This is a genomic window from Pseudomonas sp. WS 5027 (assembly GCF_012985695.1).
Lineage (GTDB): Bacteria > Pseudomonadota > Gammaproteobacteria > Pseudomonadales > Pseudomonadaceae > Aquipseudomonas > Aquipseudomonas hygromyciniae.
Genome location: NZ_JAAQWU010000028.1, coordinates 34667 through 50889, shown reverse-complemented (window position 1 = coordinate 50889; position 16223 = coordinate 34667). Strand labels below are relative to the sequence as shown.

12 protein-coding genes are annotated in these 16223 nt (G+C 62.5%); 9 read left to right on the top strand and 3 right to left on the bottom strand.

What is annotated here, in order from left to right; all coding sequences use genetic code 11:
• Nucleotides 1–81 precede the first annotated feature (81 nt).
• The 5 genes from HBO09_RS25565 (at nt 82) to HBO09_RS25545 (ending at nt 6472) form a co-directional block, all read left to right on the top strand.
• Nucleotides 82–696 (top strand): biliverdin-producing heme oxygenase, encoded by a 615-nt coding sequence (locus HBO09_RS25565; protein ID WP_169999129.1) that lies wholly within the window; start codon nt 82–84, stop codon nt 694–696.
• Entirely contained in the window at nt 693–2936 is a 2244-nt protein-coding gene (locus HBO09_RS25560) for an ATP-binding protein (protein ID WP_169999127.1), read from the top strand. Before HBO09_RS25565 ends, HBO09_RS25560 begins: the two co-directional genes overlap by 4 nt.
• 150 nt (nt 2937–3086) lie before the next feature.
• Nucleotides 3087–3290 carry a hypothetical protein gene (locus HBO09_RS25555; protein ID WP_169999125.1) on the top strand — a complete coding sequence of 68 codons (204 nt, stop codon included), beginning with the start codon at nt 3087–3089 and terminating at the stop codon, nt 3288–3290.
• 98 nt (nt 3291–3388) lie between these two features.
• Nucleotides 3389–5308, top strand: coding sequence for an alkaline phosphatase D family protein (locus tag HBO09_RS25550; protein WP_169999123.1), 1920 nt, complete (start codon nt 3389–3391; stop codon nt 5306–5308).
• Between the two features lie 150 nt (nt 5309–5458).
• On the top strand, nt 5459–6472 hold the full coding sequence (locus tag HBO09_RS25545) for a diguanylate cyclase (RefSeq protein WP_169999121.1): 1014 nt from the start codon (nt 5459–5461) through the stop codon (nt 6470–6472).
• 1583 nt (nt 6473–8055) lie between these two features.
• On the opposite strand, the gene HBO09_RS25540 is transcribed toward HBO09_RS25545, so the two are convergent.
• The 3 genes from HBO09_RS25540 to HBO09_RS25530 all read right to left on the bottom strand — a co-directional run bounded on the left by HBO09_RS25540 (nt 8056) and on the right by HBO09_RS25530 (nt 12865).
• Nucleotides 8056–10089, bottom strand: coding sequence for a c-type cytochrome (locus tag HBO09_RS25540; protein WP_169999119.1), 2034 nt, complete (start codon nt 10087–10089; stop codon nt 8056–8058).
• A gap of 165 nt (nt 10090–10254) precedes the next feature.
• Nucleotides 10255–11862 (bottom strand): 5-guanidino-2-oxopentanoate decarboxylase, encoded by a 1608-nt coding sequence (locus tag HBO09_RS25535; RefSeq protein ID WP_169999117.1) that lies wholly within the window; start codon nt 11860–11862, stop codon nt 10255–10257.
• Nucleotides 11863–11980: 118 nt separating this feature from the next.
• Complete coding sequence (locus HBO09_RS25530; protein ID WP_169999115.1) at nt 11981–12865, bottom strand: LysR substrate-binding domain-containing protein; 885 nt, start codon at nt 12863–12865, stop codon at nt 11981–11983.
• Between the two features lie 305 nt (nt 12866–13170).
• Between HBO09_RS25530 and HBO09_RS25525 the strand changes: the two genes are divergently transcribed.
• The 4 genes from HBO09_RS25525 to HBO09_RS25510 are packed head-to-tail and all read left to right on the top strand — an operon-like array spanning nt 13171 to nt 16208.
• Nucleotides 13171–13953: an ATP-binding cassette domain-containing protein gene (locus HBO09_RS25525; protein WP_029300232.1), complete on the top strand. Its 783-nt coding sequence runs from the start codon at nt 13171–13173 to the stop codon at nt 13951–13953.
• 47 nt (nt 13954–14000) lie between these two features.
• Nucleotides 14001–14774, top strand: coding sequence for a transporter substrate-binding domain-containing protein (locus HBO09_RS25520; RefSeq protein ID WP_169999113.1), 774 nt, complete (start codon nt 14001–14003; stop codon nt 14772–14774).
• Nucleotides 14775–14792: 18 nt separating this feature from the next.
• On the top strand, nt 14793–15506 hold the full coding sequence (locus HBO09_RS25515) for an ABC transporter permease subunit (RefSeq protein WP_170060975.1): 714 nt from the start codon (nt 14793–14795) through the stop codon (nt 15504–15506).
• A 12-nt stretch (nt 15507–15518) separates the two neighbouring features.
• Nucleotides 15519–16208, top strand: a complete 690-nt coding sequence (locus HBO09_RS25510) for an ABC transporter permease subunit (RefSeq protein ID WP_029300227.1) — start codon at nt 15519–15521, stop codon at nt 16206–16208.
• Nucleotides 16209–16223: the final 15 nt, after the last annotated feature.

The window sequence follows — 16223 nt, the reverse complement described above, 5'->3', positions numbered from 1 at the left end:
TCGGCCATATAGAATTGTTGCCCACCCTTCACTCACGCGTCAGCCATGGCCCGCCCTGGCCGCCCCATCCGAGTTCCCTGCATGCATCCACCGGCCCATGACGTCGAGGCGCCCTCCCTGCTTGAAGCCTTGCGCTCAGGCACAGCCCAGCTCCATGTGGCCCTGGAAAAACGCTTACCGTTCTTTTCACCGAGGTTGGATGCGCACGGGTATGGCCGTTTGCTTGCGGCTTACTACGGTTTCTACCACCCGTTGGAATCGCGACTGTACGACAGCGCGATGATTCCTATGGGATTCGACCAGACGCTGCGAGTGAAAACACCGACCTTGCACAGTGACCTGATTGCCTTGGGCCTGAGTAACCAAGCAATTGTCGCCCTGCCCCTCTGCCCTAGCCTCCCTTTGCTCGGCACGCCCGCCGCGTGCCTGGGCGTATTGTATGTGCTCGAAGGCGCGACACTTGGCGGCCAGGTGCTGCGCCGGGAGATGGCCCGGCGCCTGGCGCTGGACGCCAGCAACGGTGGAGCCTTTCTTAATGTGTACGGCGTCGAGACCGGTCGACGCTGGAAAGACTTTCTCGACTACCTGGGCCACGTCCCGCTGGACGACCTTGGGCGTCAGCAGGCGGTGGACGCAGCCTGCTCGACATTCAGCTGTTTTGAGCAATGGCTCGACAGCCAGGAGGTACTGCTATGAAACCTGAGGATTTTGAAGAGTTGCTGGCCAACTGTGCCGACGAGCCGATCCGTTTCCCCGGCGCGATCCAGCCTCACGGCGTGCTGCTGACCCTGCGCGAACCAGACCTGCAGATCGTGCAAGTCAGCGCCAACGTGGCCAGCCTGTTCAATCACCAGCCCGACGCCTTGCTCGGCCAGCCGCTGGATACGCTGCTGGGCACGCAAAACACCCACGCCGTGCGCCAAATGGCCAGCCAACCCAGCTTTATCGACGCCCCGGCACTGCACGTCACCCTCAACGGTGGCCAGTTCGAAGGCCTGCTGCATCGTCACCAAGGCGTGCTGGTGCTGGAGTTCGAGCCGCTGCACAAGCACTTTCAGCCCAAGCCCCAGAATGGTCATGCCAGCAACCTGGGCAAGATGCTGCAACGTTTGCAGTCGGCGAAAACCCTGCAAGCCTTGTACGAAATCAGCGTGAGCGAAATCCAGGCCATGACCGGCTATGACCGGGTACTGATTTATCGCTTCGAAGAAGAAGGCCACGGCCAGGTCATCGCCGAAGCGTCCGCGCCCTCCATGGAACTGTTCAACGGCCTGTTCTTCCCGGCGTCCGACATCCCCGAGCAAGCCCGCGAGTTGTACCGCACCAACTGGCTGCGGATCATCCCCAATGCCGACTACGAGCCGGTACCGCTGCTGCCCAAGCTGCGCCCGGACACCGGACAGCCGCTGGATTTGAGCTTCGCCACCCTGCGTAGTGTGTCGCCGATCCACTGCCAATACATGAAGAACATGGGGGTGCTGTCGTCCATGAGCATCTCGCTGATGAAGGGCGACAAGTTGTGGGGCCTGATCAGTTGCGGTAACCGCGAGCCGCTGCATGTGCCCAACGACCTGCGTACCACCTGCCAGACCATCGGCCAGGTGCTGTCGTTGCAGATCAGTGCCATGGAAGCCCTGGACATCAGCCGCCAGCGTGAAGAAAAAGTCGAAGCCCTGGACGTGCTTAACCAGGCGATGAGCAACTCATCGGACGCTGTGTTCGACGGCCTGGCCCAATGCCCGCAGGTCCTGATGGACCTGGTGCAGGCCGGCGGGGTGGCAATCATTGAAGGCCAGCAACTGCACCGCTACGGCAACTGCCCGGAGCCGGCGCAGATCCGCGCCTTGCATAAATGGCTGCAAGAAACCGGGCAACCGGTGTTTGCCAGCCATCACCTGTCAGCGGTCTACCCGCCCGCAGCGGATTATCAGCCGGTAGCCAGCGGCGTCCTGGCCATGAGCTTGCCCAAACCGGTGGACAACGGCGTGCTGTGGTTCCGCCCGGAAGTCAAAGAGAACATCCAGTGGAGCGGCGACCCGAAAAAACCGCTGGCCCTGGAAAAATCCGACACGGGCCTGCGCCTTCGCCCACGCACCTCGTTTGAAATATGGAAGGTGGAAATGGCCGGTATCTCCACCAAGTGGAGCGCCGGTGACCGCTTTGCCGCCAACGATCTGCGCCGTTCAGCCCTGGAAAACGACCTGGCCCGCCAGGTCCTGCGCGAACAACAGGCCGTGCGCGCCCGGGATGAGCTGGTAGCCGTGGTGTCCCATGACCTGCGTAACCCGATGACCGTGATCTCAATGCTCTGCGGCATGATGCAAAAGGCTTTCAGTTCCGATGGCACCCACACCTCGCGGCGGATTTCCTCGGCCATCGACACCATGCAGCAAGCCGCTGGGCGCATGAATGTGTTGCTGGAAGATTTGCTCGACACCTCAAAGATCGAAGCGGGCCGCTACACCGTCAGGCCGGTGCCGTTGGACGTCAGCCAGATCTTTGAAGAAGCCTACTCGCTGCTGGCACCCCTGGCCCTGGAAAAGGGCGTGGACCTGTCGTTCAACAGCGAGCCCGGCCTGCAAATCAACGCCGACCCTGAGCGCCTGTTCCAGGTGCTGTCGAACCTGATCGGCAACGCCATCAAATTCACGCCACGCCAGGGCAATATCGGTATTTCGGCGATGAGCAATGGCGAGGAGATTGTGTTTTCAGTACGTGACTCCGGCGAGGGCATTGCCCCTGACCAACTGCCCCACGTGTTTGATCGCTATTGGACCCTGGCCGAAAACAATCCCACGGGCAGTGGCCTGGGGTTGTATATCACCCAGGGTATCGTCAAGGCCCACGGCGGCCGGATCGAAGCCCAAAGCGAGCTGGGCCGTGGCAGCGAGTTCCGCTTTACCGTGCCCAAAGTGCCGAAACAATCACACATATGATCGGGCATGCTGTGGCGGGCCTGCTTGCCACGGCATTGTCAGCGTCGTATTCATATTTTGAAGTGAGGTGTTTATAGCTCGGTCATCAACCTCCTAGGTAGCGTTGGCGTCGCCATGGCAAAGCCAGGCTTTCTTACAGAGGAAATACCGATGATCCCAACTATCACACCCTCCGTCGTACACCTGCATCAGTACCCCGCGCACTCGGACGAACCCGCCCTCACGCGCAACAAACGCTCCCTCGACCAACCCTTCGCCGCGGGCCCGACCAATGACGTCAACAGCCTTTCGGCCAACGACCGCCGCAAGAGCACCGGCACGCTGGACAGCCTAGGCCGCGGCAACCTGCTGTAGATAATCCAGGCAGGGGCCCCGCCCCTGCCGCTTTGACAAAACACCGACATCCACTGCGTTAAACTTTGCAATCATCCCCCGCACAGAGCCGTTTTTTCATGCTGCAACCCGACACATTGCCCGCCGTCCTCGCCGGCCCCTTGTTGCGTCGCCTGGAACCTGGGCGCCTGGTGTTGTGGCTAGTGGGCAGTCGAGCGCTGGCATTGACCCTGCGATTGCAGTTCACCCAGCAGGCGCGCCAACAGTTGCTGGATATCGACCTCGACGCCACCCGCTGCCAGGTGATCCCCGTGGGCCGCGCAGCGTTTATCCACCTGATCGATGTAGCGCTGGACACGCCGCTTCCCCAGGACGTGCCCATCAACTATGACCTGCTGACCCATGATGGAGCTGGCATCGCCGAGTGGGCGCCGCACCTGCTGTACGCCAATGCCCAGACCCCGGATTTCATCCTGCACAGCCGTATCCGCCAGTTGCTGCACGGCTCTTGCCGCAAACCCCACCATTACGCCGATGAAGGCCTGCTCTGCGCGGATCGCCTGTTGGCCGAAGATCGCAGCCTGGCCCAGCGCCCAGCCCTGTTGATGATGAGTGGCGACCAGGTGTATGCCGACGATGTCGCCGGGCCGATGCTGCGCGCCATTCATGGGCTGATTGCCCGCCTGGGCCTGTTCGATGAACACCTCGATGGCGCAGTGGTGGACGACAGCACTCGGCTCTACGACCACCCCGCCAGCTACTACCATCGCGCCGACCTGTTGCCGGCCCTGGAGAGCAACGAGACCCTGCGCGAACGCTTTTTTGGCGGCGTGAAGAAACCGATCTTCACCAGCAGCACCGCCGACAACCACCTGGTAACTTTCGCCGAAGTCATGGCGATGTACCTGCTGGCCTGGTCGCCGATACCCTGGACCCTGATCGCCCCGCAACCGCCCACGCGGTTAGCCCTTGAAGAACGGGCACGCTACGCCCGCGAACAGGTGCCTGTGGATAAGTTTCGCGATGGCCTGGCCGGCGTGGCCCGGGTCTTCGCCCATGTTCCATGCCTGATGATCTTCGATGATCACGACATTACCGATGACTGGAACCTCAGCGCCCAGTGGGAGCAGACCGCCTACGCCAACCCCTTCTCCAAGCGCATCATCGGCAACGCCTTGCTCGCCTATATGCTTTGCCAGGGCTGGGGCAACAACCCTGACGCCTTCGTCCAGCTCGTGGAAAAAACCCTGGCCCTGACCGCCACGGCCCAGGACCACGACAATCATCTGCACGCCCCCAGCCAGGACCAATTGCTGGAAGATCTCCTGAAATTCCAACAGTGGCACTACGTGCTACCCACCACTCCCGCACTGGTGGTCATCGACACCCGTACACGGCGCTGGCGCAGTGAATTCACCCTCAAGCAACCGTCCGGCCTGCTGGACTGGGAAGCCTTGAGCGAATTGCAACAGGAACTGCTGGACCACCCGTCGGCAATCATCGTTTCGCCCGCGCCGATCTTCGGCGTCAAGCTGATCGAAACCGTGCAGAAAGTCTTCAGTTGGTGCGGCTACCCGCTGTTGGTCGATGCCGAAAACTGGATGGCCCACCGTGGCGCCGCGCAAGTGATCCTGAATATCTTTCGCCACTCGCGCACCCCGGGTAACTACGTGATTCTCTCGGGGGATGTGCACTACTCGTTCGTCTACAAGGTACTGATCCGCCATCGCAATGTCGGGCCGCATATCTGGCAGATCACCAGCAGCGGCATCAAGAACCAGTTCCCGCCGCGCCTGCTGGAATGGTTCGACCGCCTCAACCGCTGGCTGTACTCGCCGCGCTCCCCCCTGAACTGGCTGACCCGCCGCCGCCGCATGCAGGTGGTGCCGTATATCCCGGAACATGCCGAAGCCGGCGAGCGCCTGTGGAACAGTGCCGGCATCGGACAGGTATTCTTCAACGAGCAAGGCCAGCCTGAGGCGATCTACCAGCACAATGCCAATGGTGCGCCCCCCACGCAGATGGTAGAGCCGCAATAACCTGGATGCCGCGAATAATGGCACTTAGCCATAAATTTGCAGCCTCTTCTATGCAGGCAAACCTCGTTGTACAGTACGCCCAGCCACGGAGTATCGGCGTTAACACCTGACTGGCCACAGTGAGCCAGCACCCTCGCAGGGAGCGCGCAGATGGGCGATATATCCGATAAGGATCCGTTGAAAGGTGAGCTTTTCGACGTCAATGCCGACCTGGTCCATGCCATCATGGAACTGGTCAGCGATGGAATCTGGGACTGGAATGCCAACACCGGGTTTGTCTATCGCAACCCCGGCTGGTACGAAATGCTGGGCTACGATCCCCATTCCCTGGAAAATACGGTCTTCACCTGGGAAAGCGTGATCCATCCCGACGATTACCCCCATGTGATGAAAGTCTTCGATGACTACATCAATAGCCGCACCCCCCACTATCAAGCCGAATACCGCTGTCGAAAAAAAGACGGCACATGGCTGTGGATCGAAGACCGTGGCTACATGATCGCCCGCAACCCTGATGGTTCGGTGTGGCGCATGGTCGGCGCACACCGCAGCATTCACGAGCGTAAACGCTCCCTGGAACAGCTTGAGCGGCGCAACCAATCCCTGGAAGCACTGGTGGCCGAACGCACCCGCGAACTGTCGCGGGTCAATCAGCAACTGCAATTGCAACTGAACGAAAACCGCTCCCTGGCCGAGCGCGATACCTTGACCCGCATCGCCAATCGCTATCGCCTGGAACAAGCCTTGCTGCAAGAGTGCGAACGCGCCCAACGGTTTCGCCTGCCGTTGGCGGTGATTGCCATGGATGTCGATGACTTCAAGCCAATCAACGACCAGCACGGACATGCCGTGGGCGATGCCACCCTGTTGCGAGTGGTCGAACGCCTGGAGCATTGCGTGCGCAAGGGTGACCTGCTGGCACGTTGGGGTGGCGATGAATTTATGGTGATCATGCCCAAGAGCACCGTGGAAGCCGCCATGGGACTGGCCGAGCGTATCCGCCGGGCAGTCCTCGAAATCCCCCCCGTGGGTGAGTTCAAGGTGACCTTGAGCCTGGGGGTCGTACAACGCCTCAACGACGAGTCGCCCGCCAACCTGATGGCGCGGGCAGACCAGGCGTTGTACCGGTCCAAGGCTGCGGGCAAGGACCGGGTTTCACAATAGCCCGCATGCCTGTGTCTGTGGCGAGCGGGCTTGCCCCGCGCTGGGCTGCGCAGCAACCCCATCCAATCGCCGCAACATGTCAAACCCAACCGGGTGCCAGATTTTAGGGCGGCTTCGCACCCCAACGGGGGACAAGCCCCCTCTCCACATTCACCGCGCCAGCCTGCCAACTGCGGCCAGAGCGCCCGTTGTGGCGAGCGGGCTTGCCCCGCGTTGGGCTGCGCAGCAGCCCCATCCAATCGCCGCAGCGTGTCAGACCCCACCGGGACCCAGATTTTGGGGCTGCTTCGCACCCCAACGGGGGACAAGCCCCCCTCTCCACATTTACCGCGCCAGCCTGCCGACTGCGGCCCGAGCGCCCGTTGTGGCGAGCGGGCTTGCCCCGCGCTGGGCTGCGCAGCAGCCCCATCCAATCGCCGCAACATATCAGACCCAACCGGGTGCCAGCTTTTAGGGCTGCTTCGCCCCCCAACGGGGGACAAGCCCCCTCTCCACATTTACCCCGCCAGCCTGCCGACTGCGGCCAGAGCGCCCGTTGTGGCGAGCGGACTTGCCCCGCGTTGGGCTGCGCAGCAGCCCCATCCAATCTCCGCAACATGTCAGACCCAACCGGGTGCCAGCTTTTAGGGCGGCTTCGCACCCCAACGGGGGACAAGCCCCCTCTCCACATTTACCGCGCCAGCCTGCCGACTGCGGCCAGAGCGCCCGTTGTGGCGAGCGGGCTTGCCCCGCGCTGGGCTGCGCAGCAGCCCCATCCAATCGCCGCAAGATGTCAGACCCAACCGGGTGCCAGGTTTTAGGGCGGCTTCGCACCCCAACGGGGGACAAGCCCCTCTCCACATTTACCCCGCCAGCCTGCCAACTGCGGCCCGAGCACCCATTGTGGCGAGCGGGCTTGCCCCGCGTTGGGCTGCGCAGCAGCCCCATCCAATCGCCGCAACATGTCAGACCCAACCGGGACCCAGATTTTGGGGCGGCTTCGCCACCCAACGGGGGACAAGCCCCCTCTCCACATTTACCCCGCCAGCCTGCCAACTGCGGCCCGAGCACCCGTTGTGGCGAGCGGGCTCGCCCCGCGCTGGGCTGCGCAGCAGCCCCATCCAATCGCCGCAGCGTGTCAGACCCCACCCGGGACCCAGATTTTGGGGCTGCTTCGCACCCCAACGAGGGCCAAGCCCCCTCTCCACATTTACCGCGCCAGCCTGCCAACTGCGGCCAGAGCGCCCATTGTGGCGAGCGGGCTCGCCCCGCGTTGGGCTGCGCAGCAGCCCCATCCAATCGCCGCAACATGTCAGACCCACCCGGGTGCCAGGTTTTAGGGCGGCTTCGCCACCCAACGGGGGACAAGCCCCCTCTCCACATTTACCCCGCCAGCCTGCCGACTGCGGCCAGAGCACCCGTTGTGGCGAGCGGGCTTGCCCCGCGCTGGGCTGCGCAGCAGCCCCATCCAATCGCCGCAACATGTCAGACCCAACCGGGTGCCAGATTTTAGGGCGGCTTCGCCACCCAACGGGGGACAAGCCCCCTCTCCACAGCTGACCTCCTGCCCAGCAGCCCCCACTCCCCCAGCCAATGCCTCCGCGCTAGTAACGCGCATCCACTGGCTTGCCGCCGTTCGGCCAGTCCTTGACCTTGTCCGGGAAGTCCGGGCGTGGTTTTTGCGAGAAGTAGGCGGCAACATCCACCGCTTCCTGGTCCGACAAGCCACCCTGGCCCAACGGGAATTTTTCATGGAAGCCGATTGGCATGTTGCGTTTGACGAACGCGGCCGCAGTGTAAGTGCGGGCCATGCCGGCACCGATGTTGAACGACTGGTCGCCCCACAACGGTGGGTACACCAGAGTGCCGTCCGCTCGGGCCAGGCCCTCGCCGTCGTTACCGTGGCACACCGCGCATTGCTTGGCGTAGACCTGTTCGCCATTGGCCAGGTCGGGCTTGATGGCCGGGTCGATCTTGCCGACACCACGGCCAGCTACCTTGTCCTCGGGCTTGGTGTTGTTTTTCATCCAATCGAAGTACGCCACCATCGCCAGCATATCCGCCGATTGTGGCGGCACCGGTTTGCCATTCATCGAGCGGCGGAAGCAACCGTTGATGCGTTCTTCCAGGCTCACCACCTTGCCAGCACGCGGGGCGTAGCTGGGGAAGAAGGCCGACACGCCCACAAACGGCGAACCATCCGCCACGGTGCCGGCATTGAGATGGCAACTGGTGCAGTTCAGGGAGTTACCGACATTGTCTGGCAGCAGCTCCTTGGTTTGCAGGTGCAGACGCATGCCACGTACCACTTGGTCGGCATTCGGTGCCGCCAGCAGGTTGGCCAGGCGCGGCGTCTCGAACGCCGAGGAGTCGGTGCTCACCGGGTTGAGCTGGTCACGCATTTTCTTCACCTGGGCGGTGCTGATCGGCTCCCCCTCGTTGCCCCAGCGCGTGCGCACAAAGGTGAGGATTTCCGCCACTTCGTTGTTCCCCAGGCGCGCAAAGCCCGGCATGGTGTAGACCCGTGGATGGGCTGCAGTCTCGGCGGTTTCCCAACCGGTGAGAGTGATGTGCAGCAGCGAGGTCGGGTTGCTGGCAACCACGCCGGCGTTGCCGGCCAATGCCGGGAACAGACCCTTCACGCCCGCGCCGTCGCTGCGATGGCAATCACTGCAAAACTGCATGTAGCCCAGGCCGCCACGGCTGGTGAACAAGTCCTTGGGCAGTTCGGTGGGGCCTTTGGCGACGGCCGGCATCGGCAGGTCGTCCTTGCCCGGTGGCAGGGATTTCAGATAGGTCGCAATGGCCGTCAGGTCGGCATCCGTGAAGTGCTGGGTACTGTGCTGGATCACATCCACCATGTTGCCCGACACGGTGGCAAAGCGGTTCTGCCCGGTCTTGAGCAGTTGCACGGTGTCTTGCACCGTCCATAGGTTGCGCAGACTCAAGGCGCGCCAATGCTCGACGGTTTCCCCGCCCAGGTAGTGCTCGCCGCTGCTGCCGGCGTCGCTCATGGCTTTTTCCTGGAAGGCGATGCCCCGTGGGGTATGGCACGAGCCACAATGGCCGAGACTCTGCACCAGATAGGCGCCCCGGTTGAGCACTGCATCCCGGGTCGGGTCGGGCTGGAACGGTTGTTTGTCGAGGAACATCAAATTCCACAACGCCAGGCCCCAGCGCTGGTTGAACGGGAAGCCCATGTCGGCTTCGAGGTTGGCCTGTTTCACCGGCTTGACCTCTTGCATCAAGTAGGCGAACAGGGCGCGCATGTCCTCTTCGCTCATCTTCGCGTAGGACGGATACGGCATCGCCGGGTACAGGTTCATACCCGCCGGCGTCACGCCTTCGCGCATCACGCGGTCGAACTGTTCGAAGTTGTAGTTACCGATCCCGGTCTCGCGGTCCGGGGTGATGTTGCTGGAATAGATGGTGCCCATGGGCGTGCTCAGCTCCAGGCCACCTGCCATCTCGGGGCCTTGCTTGGCGGTGTGGCAGGCGATGCAGTCACCAAGTTGGGCAACGTATTTGCCCTGGGCGATCAGTTCGGTATCGGGTTTGGCGGGTTCGTTGGCATACAGAGGAAGCGCAAGACACAGCGTCGCCCCCATCAAGGCCAAACGTGACAGAGAAAGGGCCATCGCATTATTCCTTTAATAACCTGGCCTGGGGGTTGGCCCCTGGGTACAGGTTTATCTTCGTTTTTATGAGGTCATCAGGCGGACAACCGGGGCTTTGTAAGCCCCGGTTTGTTGTAGCGGATTTTCGAGGGTGGCCCGTTGATATGGATCAGGGCCGGGGAAGGTTCAGGCGTTTTGCAGGTATTGCGCAGCGTCGAGTTCGATCATCACCGGCTGGCGGCTGCCGGCCAGGGTTTGCAACAGCTCATGCAAGGCCTGTGGCGTGGCGGCGGTGTGGTGCTCAACATGGCAACTGCGGGCCATCGCGGCAAAGTCCGGGGTCATGATATCCACGCCCAGCGGAGGGATTTCCCGGGCCTGCATATAGTCGCGGATCTCGCCGTAGCACTGGTTGTTCCACACCACCAGGATCACGCCGATACCTGCCTCCCGGGCTGCGATCAGTTCGTTGCTGGCAAACTGCAGGCCGCCATCGCCCACCAGCGCCACCACCGGTCGCCCGGGCTTGGCCAGCTTGGCGCCAATAGCCGCCGGCAACCCGTAGCCGAGAGTGCCGTAGCCAGTGCCGGCATTGAACCAACTGTTGGCCGCCGGCGCCTGATAGCCCACCGCGCCCTGATACACCGGCTGGGTCGAATCGCCGACGATCAACGGGTCGACCAGGCTGTCGCGCAGCAGGTCCAGCAAGCCTTGCAGCCCCTGCTGCTTGGCGTTCCAGGTCTCGCGTTCCAGGCGGTTGACCCGCTGCACGCTGTCCTGCGCCCAACGCCCGCTCGGGGCTGGCGGGCGGACCTCGTCCAGCAGCGCCTGCAACCCTTCGCGGGCATCACCCACCAGCCCGACATGGGCCCGTTGCACGCCCATGACTTGCATCGGGTCGATATCCAGGCGGATCAGCGGTGCCTTGAATTTCAGTGGGCCAAGGCCGAAGAAGTCGTAGTCGGTTTCCCCAAGCTCCGTGCCCACGGCGAGGATCACATCGGCTTCGTCAAACAGCGAGCGGCCATGCCTGGACGACTGCACGCCGTCCAGCAACAAGGGGTGGCCCATGGGCAACAAGCCACGGGCATTGGTGGTCAGGGCCACCGGCGCTTGCAGGCGCTCGGCCAGTTGCTGCAACACTTCGGCGCAATCACGGGCACCGCCACCGGCGAGGATCAGCGGCCGCCGCGCTTCATTGAGCAGGCTCAACGCCGCACGCAGTGAGGCTGGCGCGGGAGCCGGTGCACCCGGCAGGCTGCGCGGCATCAGGTTGAGGTCGATGGCCGGCATATCCAGCACATCCAGGGGAATTTCCAGATGCACTGGGCGCGGACGCGCACATTTGAACACGGCGAAAGCGCGGGCCAGCAGCTCGGGCAGTTGCTCCGGCGATTGCAGGGTATGGCTGAAGGCACACACGCCAGCGACCATCGCCCGTTGATCCGGCAACTCGTGCAAATGCCCATGGCCCAGGCGCAGATGTTCGCGGCGGTTGGTGGTGGAAATCACCAGCATCGGCACCGAGTCGGCATAAGCCTGGCCCATGGCGGTCAGAATATTGGTCATGCCGGGGCCGGTAATGATGAAACATACCCCCGGCTTGCCACTGGCGCGGGCGTAGCCGTCGGCCATAAAGCCGGCGCCCTGTTCATGGCGTGGGCTGACATGGCGCAGGCGGCTGCCGTGCAGGCCGCGATAGAGCTCGACGGTATGCACGCCGGGGATGCCGAACACGGTATCTACCCCATAACCTTCCAGCAGGCGAACCAGGGACTGGGCGCAGGTGGTCATTGCTCATTTCCTTCTTATTGTTCTGTGTCGATTGGCCAGACCTTAGGGCGCACCCGGAGGGCGGACAAGCAAAAAATTTACCGGCCATTGGCAAAAAAAATTCACGGATTGCCTGGCGTTAAAGCCCGCCTCCCAACTGCGACTTCACCCACTCGCCAAACGCCTGCACCACCGGTCGTTCGACTTTCTGGTGATCGGCCACCAGGTAATAGCCACGGTTGGATTCGATCTCGGTCTCGAACGGTCGCACCAGCAAGCCCCTGGCCAGGGCCTCGCCGCTGATCAGGTTGTCGCCCATGGCGATGCCCTGGCTGGCGATGCACGCCGACTGCACAAAGTGCGCATCGGCAAACACGATGCCGCGCTGCACATCGACATTCGGCGCCCCCGCGGCGGCCAACCATACGCGCCAGTCGGAGTAGTCGATCATATGCAGCAACGGTGCGCCGGCCAGGTGTTCCGGGTTCTTCAGGCCGCCCATGGTGTTGACCAGGCGCGGGCTGCACACCGGGAAGTAACGCAGCGAAACGATCTTCTGCACATGCTGGTTGGGCCAGTCGCCCATACCGTAGGCGATAAACAGGTCGGCGCCGTGGTCGCTAGTGTCGTCTGGCGTGCGCGGTGAAATCAGGTGCAATTCGACCTGTGGATAAAGTGCCTGGAAATCGGCGATATGCGTGCACAGCCAATAGGTGGCAAAGCCCGCCGGGCTGCTGATGCACAGGCGCCCGCTGACCTGCTGGCCATCGAAACGCTGCCCGGCCTCAAGAATATTGGCCAGCAATCCGTGGATATCCCGGGCATAGCGCTCGCCTTGCCAGGTGATGCGGATATTGCGCCCAGTGCGCTCGGTCAGGGCAAAGCCCAGGGTCTGTTCCAGGCTTTTGATCTGATGGCTGATGGCGCTGGGGGTGAGGTTCAGCTCGAGGGCGGCCTCGGACACGCTGCCCAGCCGGGCCACCGCGTCCAGCGCCCGCAAGGCGGTCATGGAGGGGTAACGCATGGATGTTCACCTGCTCAAAGATACCCGCACCATAGCCGTAATCGGCCGTCAGACATAGCCACCAGCAAAGCGGACAGTTGAATTAAATTTCAAGATCGACGGAAAAATGCTCGATTGACCTCAAGTGGCCAGTGGCTATTCTCGAGCTTCAGCACGGCACGCCCAAACTTGCCGGCGTTGGTCGTCAACGATGACATGGGCAGGCTGGATAAACGTGGTGTTCTTGCGTTTTTCGCTGGCAAGCCAGCTCCTACAGGGAGCGGTGTCCAGGTTGATCAATTTACAAAAATAAAGAGGGAAAACCCTTGAACCCAGTCACCCCGGTGGTCGCCATTGATGCTCTGCACAAGAGCTATGCCGCGCACCATGTTCTCAAAGGCATTTCCCTGCGCGCCAATGAAGGCGATGTGGTCTCGCTGATCGGCTCCAGCGGCTCGGGCAAAAGCACCCTGCTGCGTTGCATCAACCTGTTGGAAATCCCTTGCAGCGGCAGCCTGCGCATCAACGGCGAAGAAGTGCGCCTGAAAAAGGACCGCGCCGGCAACCCGCTGATCGCCGACCCGGATCAAGTCGCTCGCCTGCGCACGCAACTGGGCATGGTGTTCCAGAGCTTCAACCTGTGGCCCCACCGTACCGTGCTGGAAAACGTCATCGAAGCACCGGTGTATGTGCTGGGTGAAGACCGCAAGGACGCCATCGCCCACGCCGAGCACCTGCTGGAAAAAGTCGGCCTGGCCAGCAAGCGCGATGCGTTCCCCGCCTTCCTTTCCGGTGGCCAGCAACAACGCGTGGCCATCGCCCGCGCCCTGGCCATGCGCCCGCGCGTATTGCTGATGGATGAACCTACCTCGGCCCTCGACCCGGAGTTGGTCGGCGAAGTGCTGAAGGTGATCCAGGGCATCGCCGAAGAAGGCCGCACCATGATCCTCGTCACCCACGAAATGGCGTTTGCCCGCGATGTATCGAGCAAAGTCATGTTTTTGCACCAAGGGTTGGTTGAAGAAGAAGGCACGCCACAACAAGTCTTCCAGAACCCCACCAGCGAGCGTTGCCGCCAGTTCGTCATGGCCCAGGACAATCGCGTTTGAACTGCCGCTTCCATCCTTCAAAACAATAACTTCGAAAGGGTCAAGCCATGCACAACTCTCTGAAATCCCTCGCCGCCGGCTGCGTGCTCGCCGTGCTTTCCCACAGTGCCGTTGCCGCCGACAAAATTGTCTTTGGCATCGCCCTGGAACCTTACCCGCCGTTTTCCGTAAAAGCCGGCAATGGCGCCTGGAGCGGCTTCGAACCGGACCTGATCAAGGCCCTGTGCGAACGCCTGCAAGCCCAATGCCCGCTCAAGGAAGTGTCCTGGGACGGCTTGATTCCGGCGCTGCAGTCGAGCCAGATCGACGTGATCCTCAACTCCCTGAGCATCACCGAGGAGCGCGAAAAGGTCATCGCCTTCACCGCCCCCTACTACCAGACCCCAGCCATGTGGGTCGCCGACAAAGACCAGGAGCTGCTCACCACCCCCGAGGGCCTCAAGGGCAAGCTGATCGGTGTGCAAAGTTCAACCTCCAACGCCACCTACCTCAAGGCCTACTACGCCAAGGGTTCGACCCTGCGCTACTACAACACCCAGGACGACATGACCGCCGACCTGCAAAGCGGACGGATCGACGTCATGCTCGCCGACGCCCTGACCATCGAGCCGATGTTCAAGACCAGCGCCGGCAGCGGCCTGGCCGACAAAGGCCTGGCGCCCAAGGATCCATTGTTCGGTTCCGGCATCGGCGCCGCTGTGCGCAAGGGTGATGACAGCCTGCGCGAGCAGCTCAACACCGCGCTGGCGGCGCTGAAGGCTGACGGCACCTACGACAAAATTCGCAGTCGCTATTTCAGCGTCGATATTTCCGCGCAATAACGTCCAACGGAACGCGCCATGATTTCTTTGTCCGAACTCACCCAGCTGTTCGTCGCCGACGGCTGGCTCAACGCCCTGCTCCAGGGGGCGGTGGTGACCTTGCAGATTTCCGCCGGGGCCTTTGTGCTGGGCCTGGGCATCGGCTTGCTGGTGGCCATGATCAAACTCAAGGGCCCGCGCTGGATGGTGCGCCTGGCCAACCTGTACACCACGCTGTACCGCGCGGTGCCGGAGTTGCTGCTGATTTTGCTGCTGTATTACGCCGGCACCGACCTGCTGAACATGGCGATGGCCGCCATGGGCCGCGACAGCGTGACGGTCAATGGCTTTATCGCCGCCGTGCTGGTGCTGGGCATTGTCCAGGGCGCCTATTCGGCGGAGATCATTCGTGGCGCGATCCAGGCCATTCCCGTCGGCCAACTGGAAGCGGCGCGGGCCTTTGGCATCGAACGCTGGTTGCTGGTACGCCGGGTGCTGCTGCCCAGCATGCTGCCGTTTGCCATGGCCGGCCTGTCGAACCTGTGGCTGGTGCTGGTCAAGGACAGCGCGCTGATCAGCACCGTCGGCTACAGCGAGCTGCTCTCGGTGGGCAAGCAGGCGGCCGGTTCCACCAAGCATTACCTGGTGTTCTACCTGGCAGTGGCGGCGGTGTATTTCATCATCACCCTGATTTCCAACGGCGCCTTCCGGGTGTTCGAGCGACGGATCAACCGCTGGATGCCGCAGCACTAAGGAGCGCAGTGGATGGATTTTTCTTGGATCAACAGTTTTGGCAACGAGCTGCTGCACGGCCTGGGCATCACCCTGAAATTGCTGGCGTTGTCCGGGGTGTTCGGCTTCTTGCTGGCGGTGCTGGTGGCGTTGGGGCGCTTGTCGTCCAACCCGCTGATCAGTGCGCCGCTGCGCGCCTATACCGCGGTATTCCGGGGCACGCCGCTGCTGGTGCAGATCTACATCCTGTATTACGGGGTGGGCAGCGTGTTTGCCAGCTACCCGCTGATTCGCGGCAGCTTCCTCTGGCCGTACTTGCGTGAAGGTTTCTGGTACGTGGCCCTGGCGCTGATTTTGTGTGTCGGCGCCTATGTCGGCGAAGTACTGCGCGGCGCCCTGCGTGCCGTGCCCCGGGGCGAGCTGGAAGCGGCACGGGCCTTCGGCATGAAGCGCCTGATGGTGCTACGCCGAGTCTGGCTGCCACGGGCGCTGGAACTGGTAAAACCGACACTGGTGGGCGAGACCGTGCTGCTGCTCAAGGCCACCGCGCTGGCCTCCACCGTGGCCGTCACCGATCTGCTCGGCGCCGCCAACCTGGTGCGGGCGCAGACGCTGCGGGTGTATGAGCCCCTGTTGGCCGTGGCGGTGATCTACATTGTCCTGGCGTTCGTGATCGAACACGTCTTCTCGCGCTGGGGCAAAGTCCCGCAGCGCCAGGCTTGAATCAATTTAAGGAGA

Bases quoted from the DNA above. Each gene is read 5' to 3' on its own strand.
- HBO09_RS25565 (WP_169999129.1), top strand. From the start codon at position 82: ATGCATCCACCGGCCCATGACGTCGAGGCGCCCTCCCTGCTTGAAGCC.
- HBO09_RS25560 (WP_169999127.1), top strand. From the start codon at position 693: ATGAAACCTGAGGATTTTGAAGAGTTGCTGGCCAACTGTGCCGACGAG.
- HBO09_RS25555 (WP_169999125.1), top strand. From the start codon at position 3,087: ATGATCCCAACTATCACACCCTCCGTCGTACACCTGCATCAGTACCCC.
- HBO09_RS25550 (WP_169999123.1), top strand. From the start codon at position 3,389: ATGCTGCAACCCGACACATTGCCCGCCGTCCTCGCCGGCCCCTTGTTG.
- HBO09_RS25545 (WP_169999121.1), top strand. From the start codon at position 5,459: ATGGGCGATATATCCGATAAGGATCCGTTGAAAGGTGAGCTTTTCGAC.
- HBO09_RS25540 (WP_169999119.1), bottom strand. From the start codon at position 10,089: ATGGCCCTTTCTCTGTCACGTTTGGCCTTGATGGGGGCGACGCTGTGT.
- HBO09_RS25535 (WP_169999117.1), bottom strand. From the start codon at position 11,862: ATGACCACCTGCGCCCAGTCCCTGGTTCGCCTGCTGGAAGGTTATGGG.
- HBO09_RS25530 (WP_169999115.1), bottom strand. From the start codon at position 12,865: ATGCGTTACCCCTCCATGACCGCCTTGCGGGCGCTGGACGCGGTGGCC.
- HBO09_RS25520 (WP_169999113.1), top strand. From the start codon at position 14,001: ATGCACAACTCTCTGAAATCCCTCGCCGCCGGCTGCGTGCTCGCCGTG.
- HBO09_RS25515 (WP_170060975.1), top strand. From the start codon at position 14,793: ATGATTTCTTTGTCCGAACTCACCCAGCTGTTCGTCGCCGACGGCTGG.
- HBO09_RS25510 (WP_029300227.1), top strand. From the start codon at position 15,519: ATGGATTTTTCTTGGATCAACAGTTTTGGCAACGAGCTGCTGCACGGC.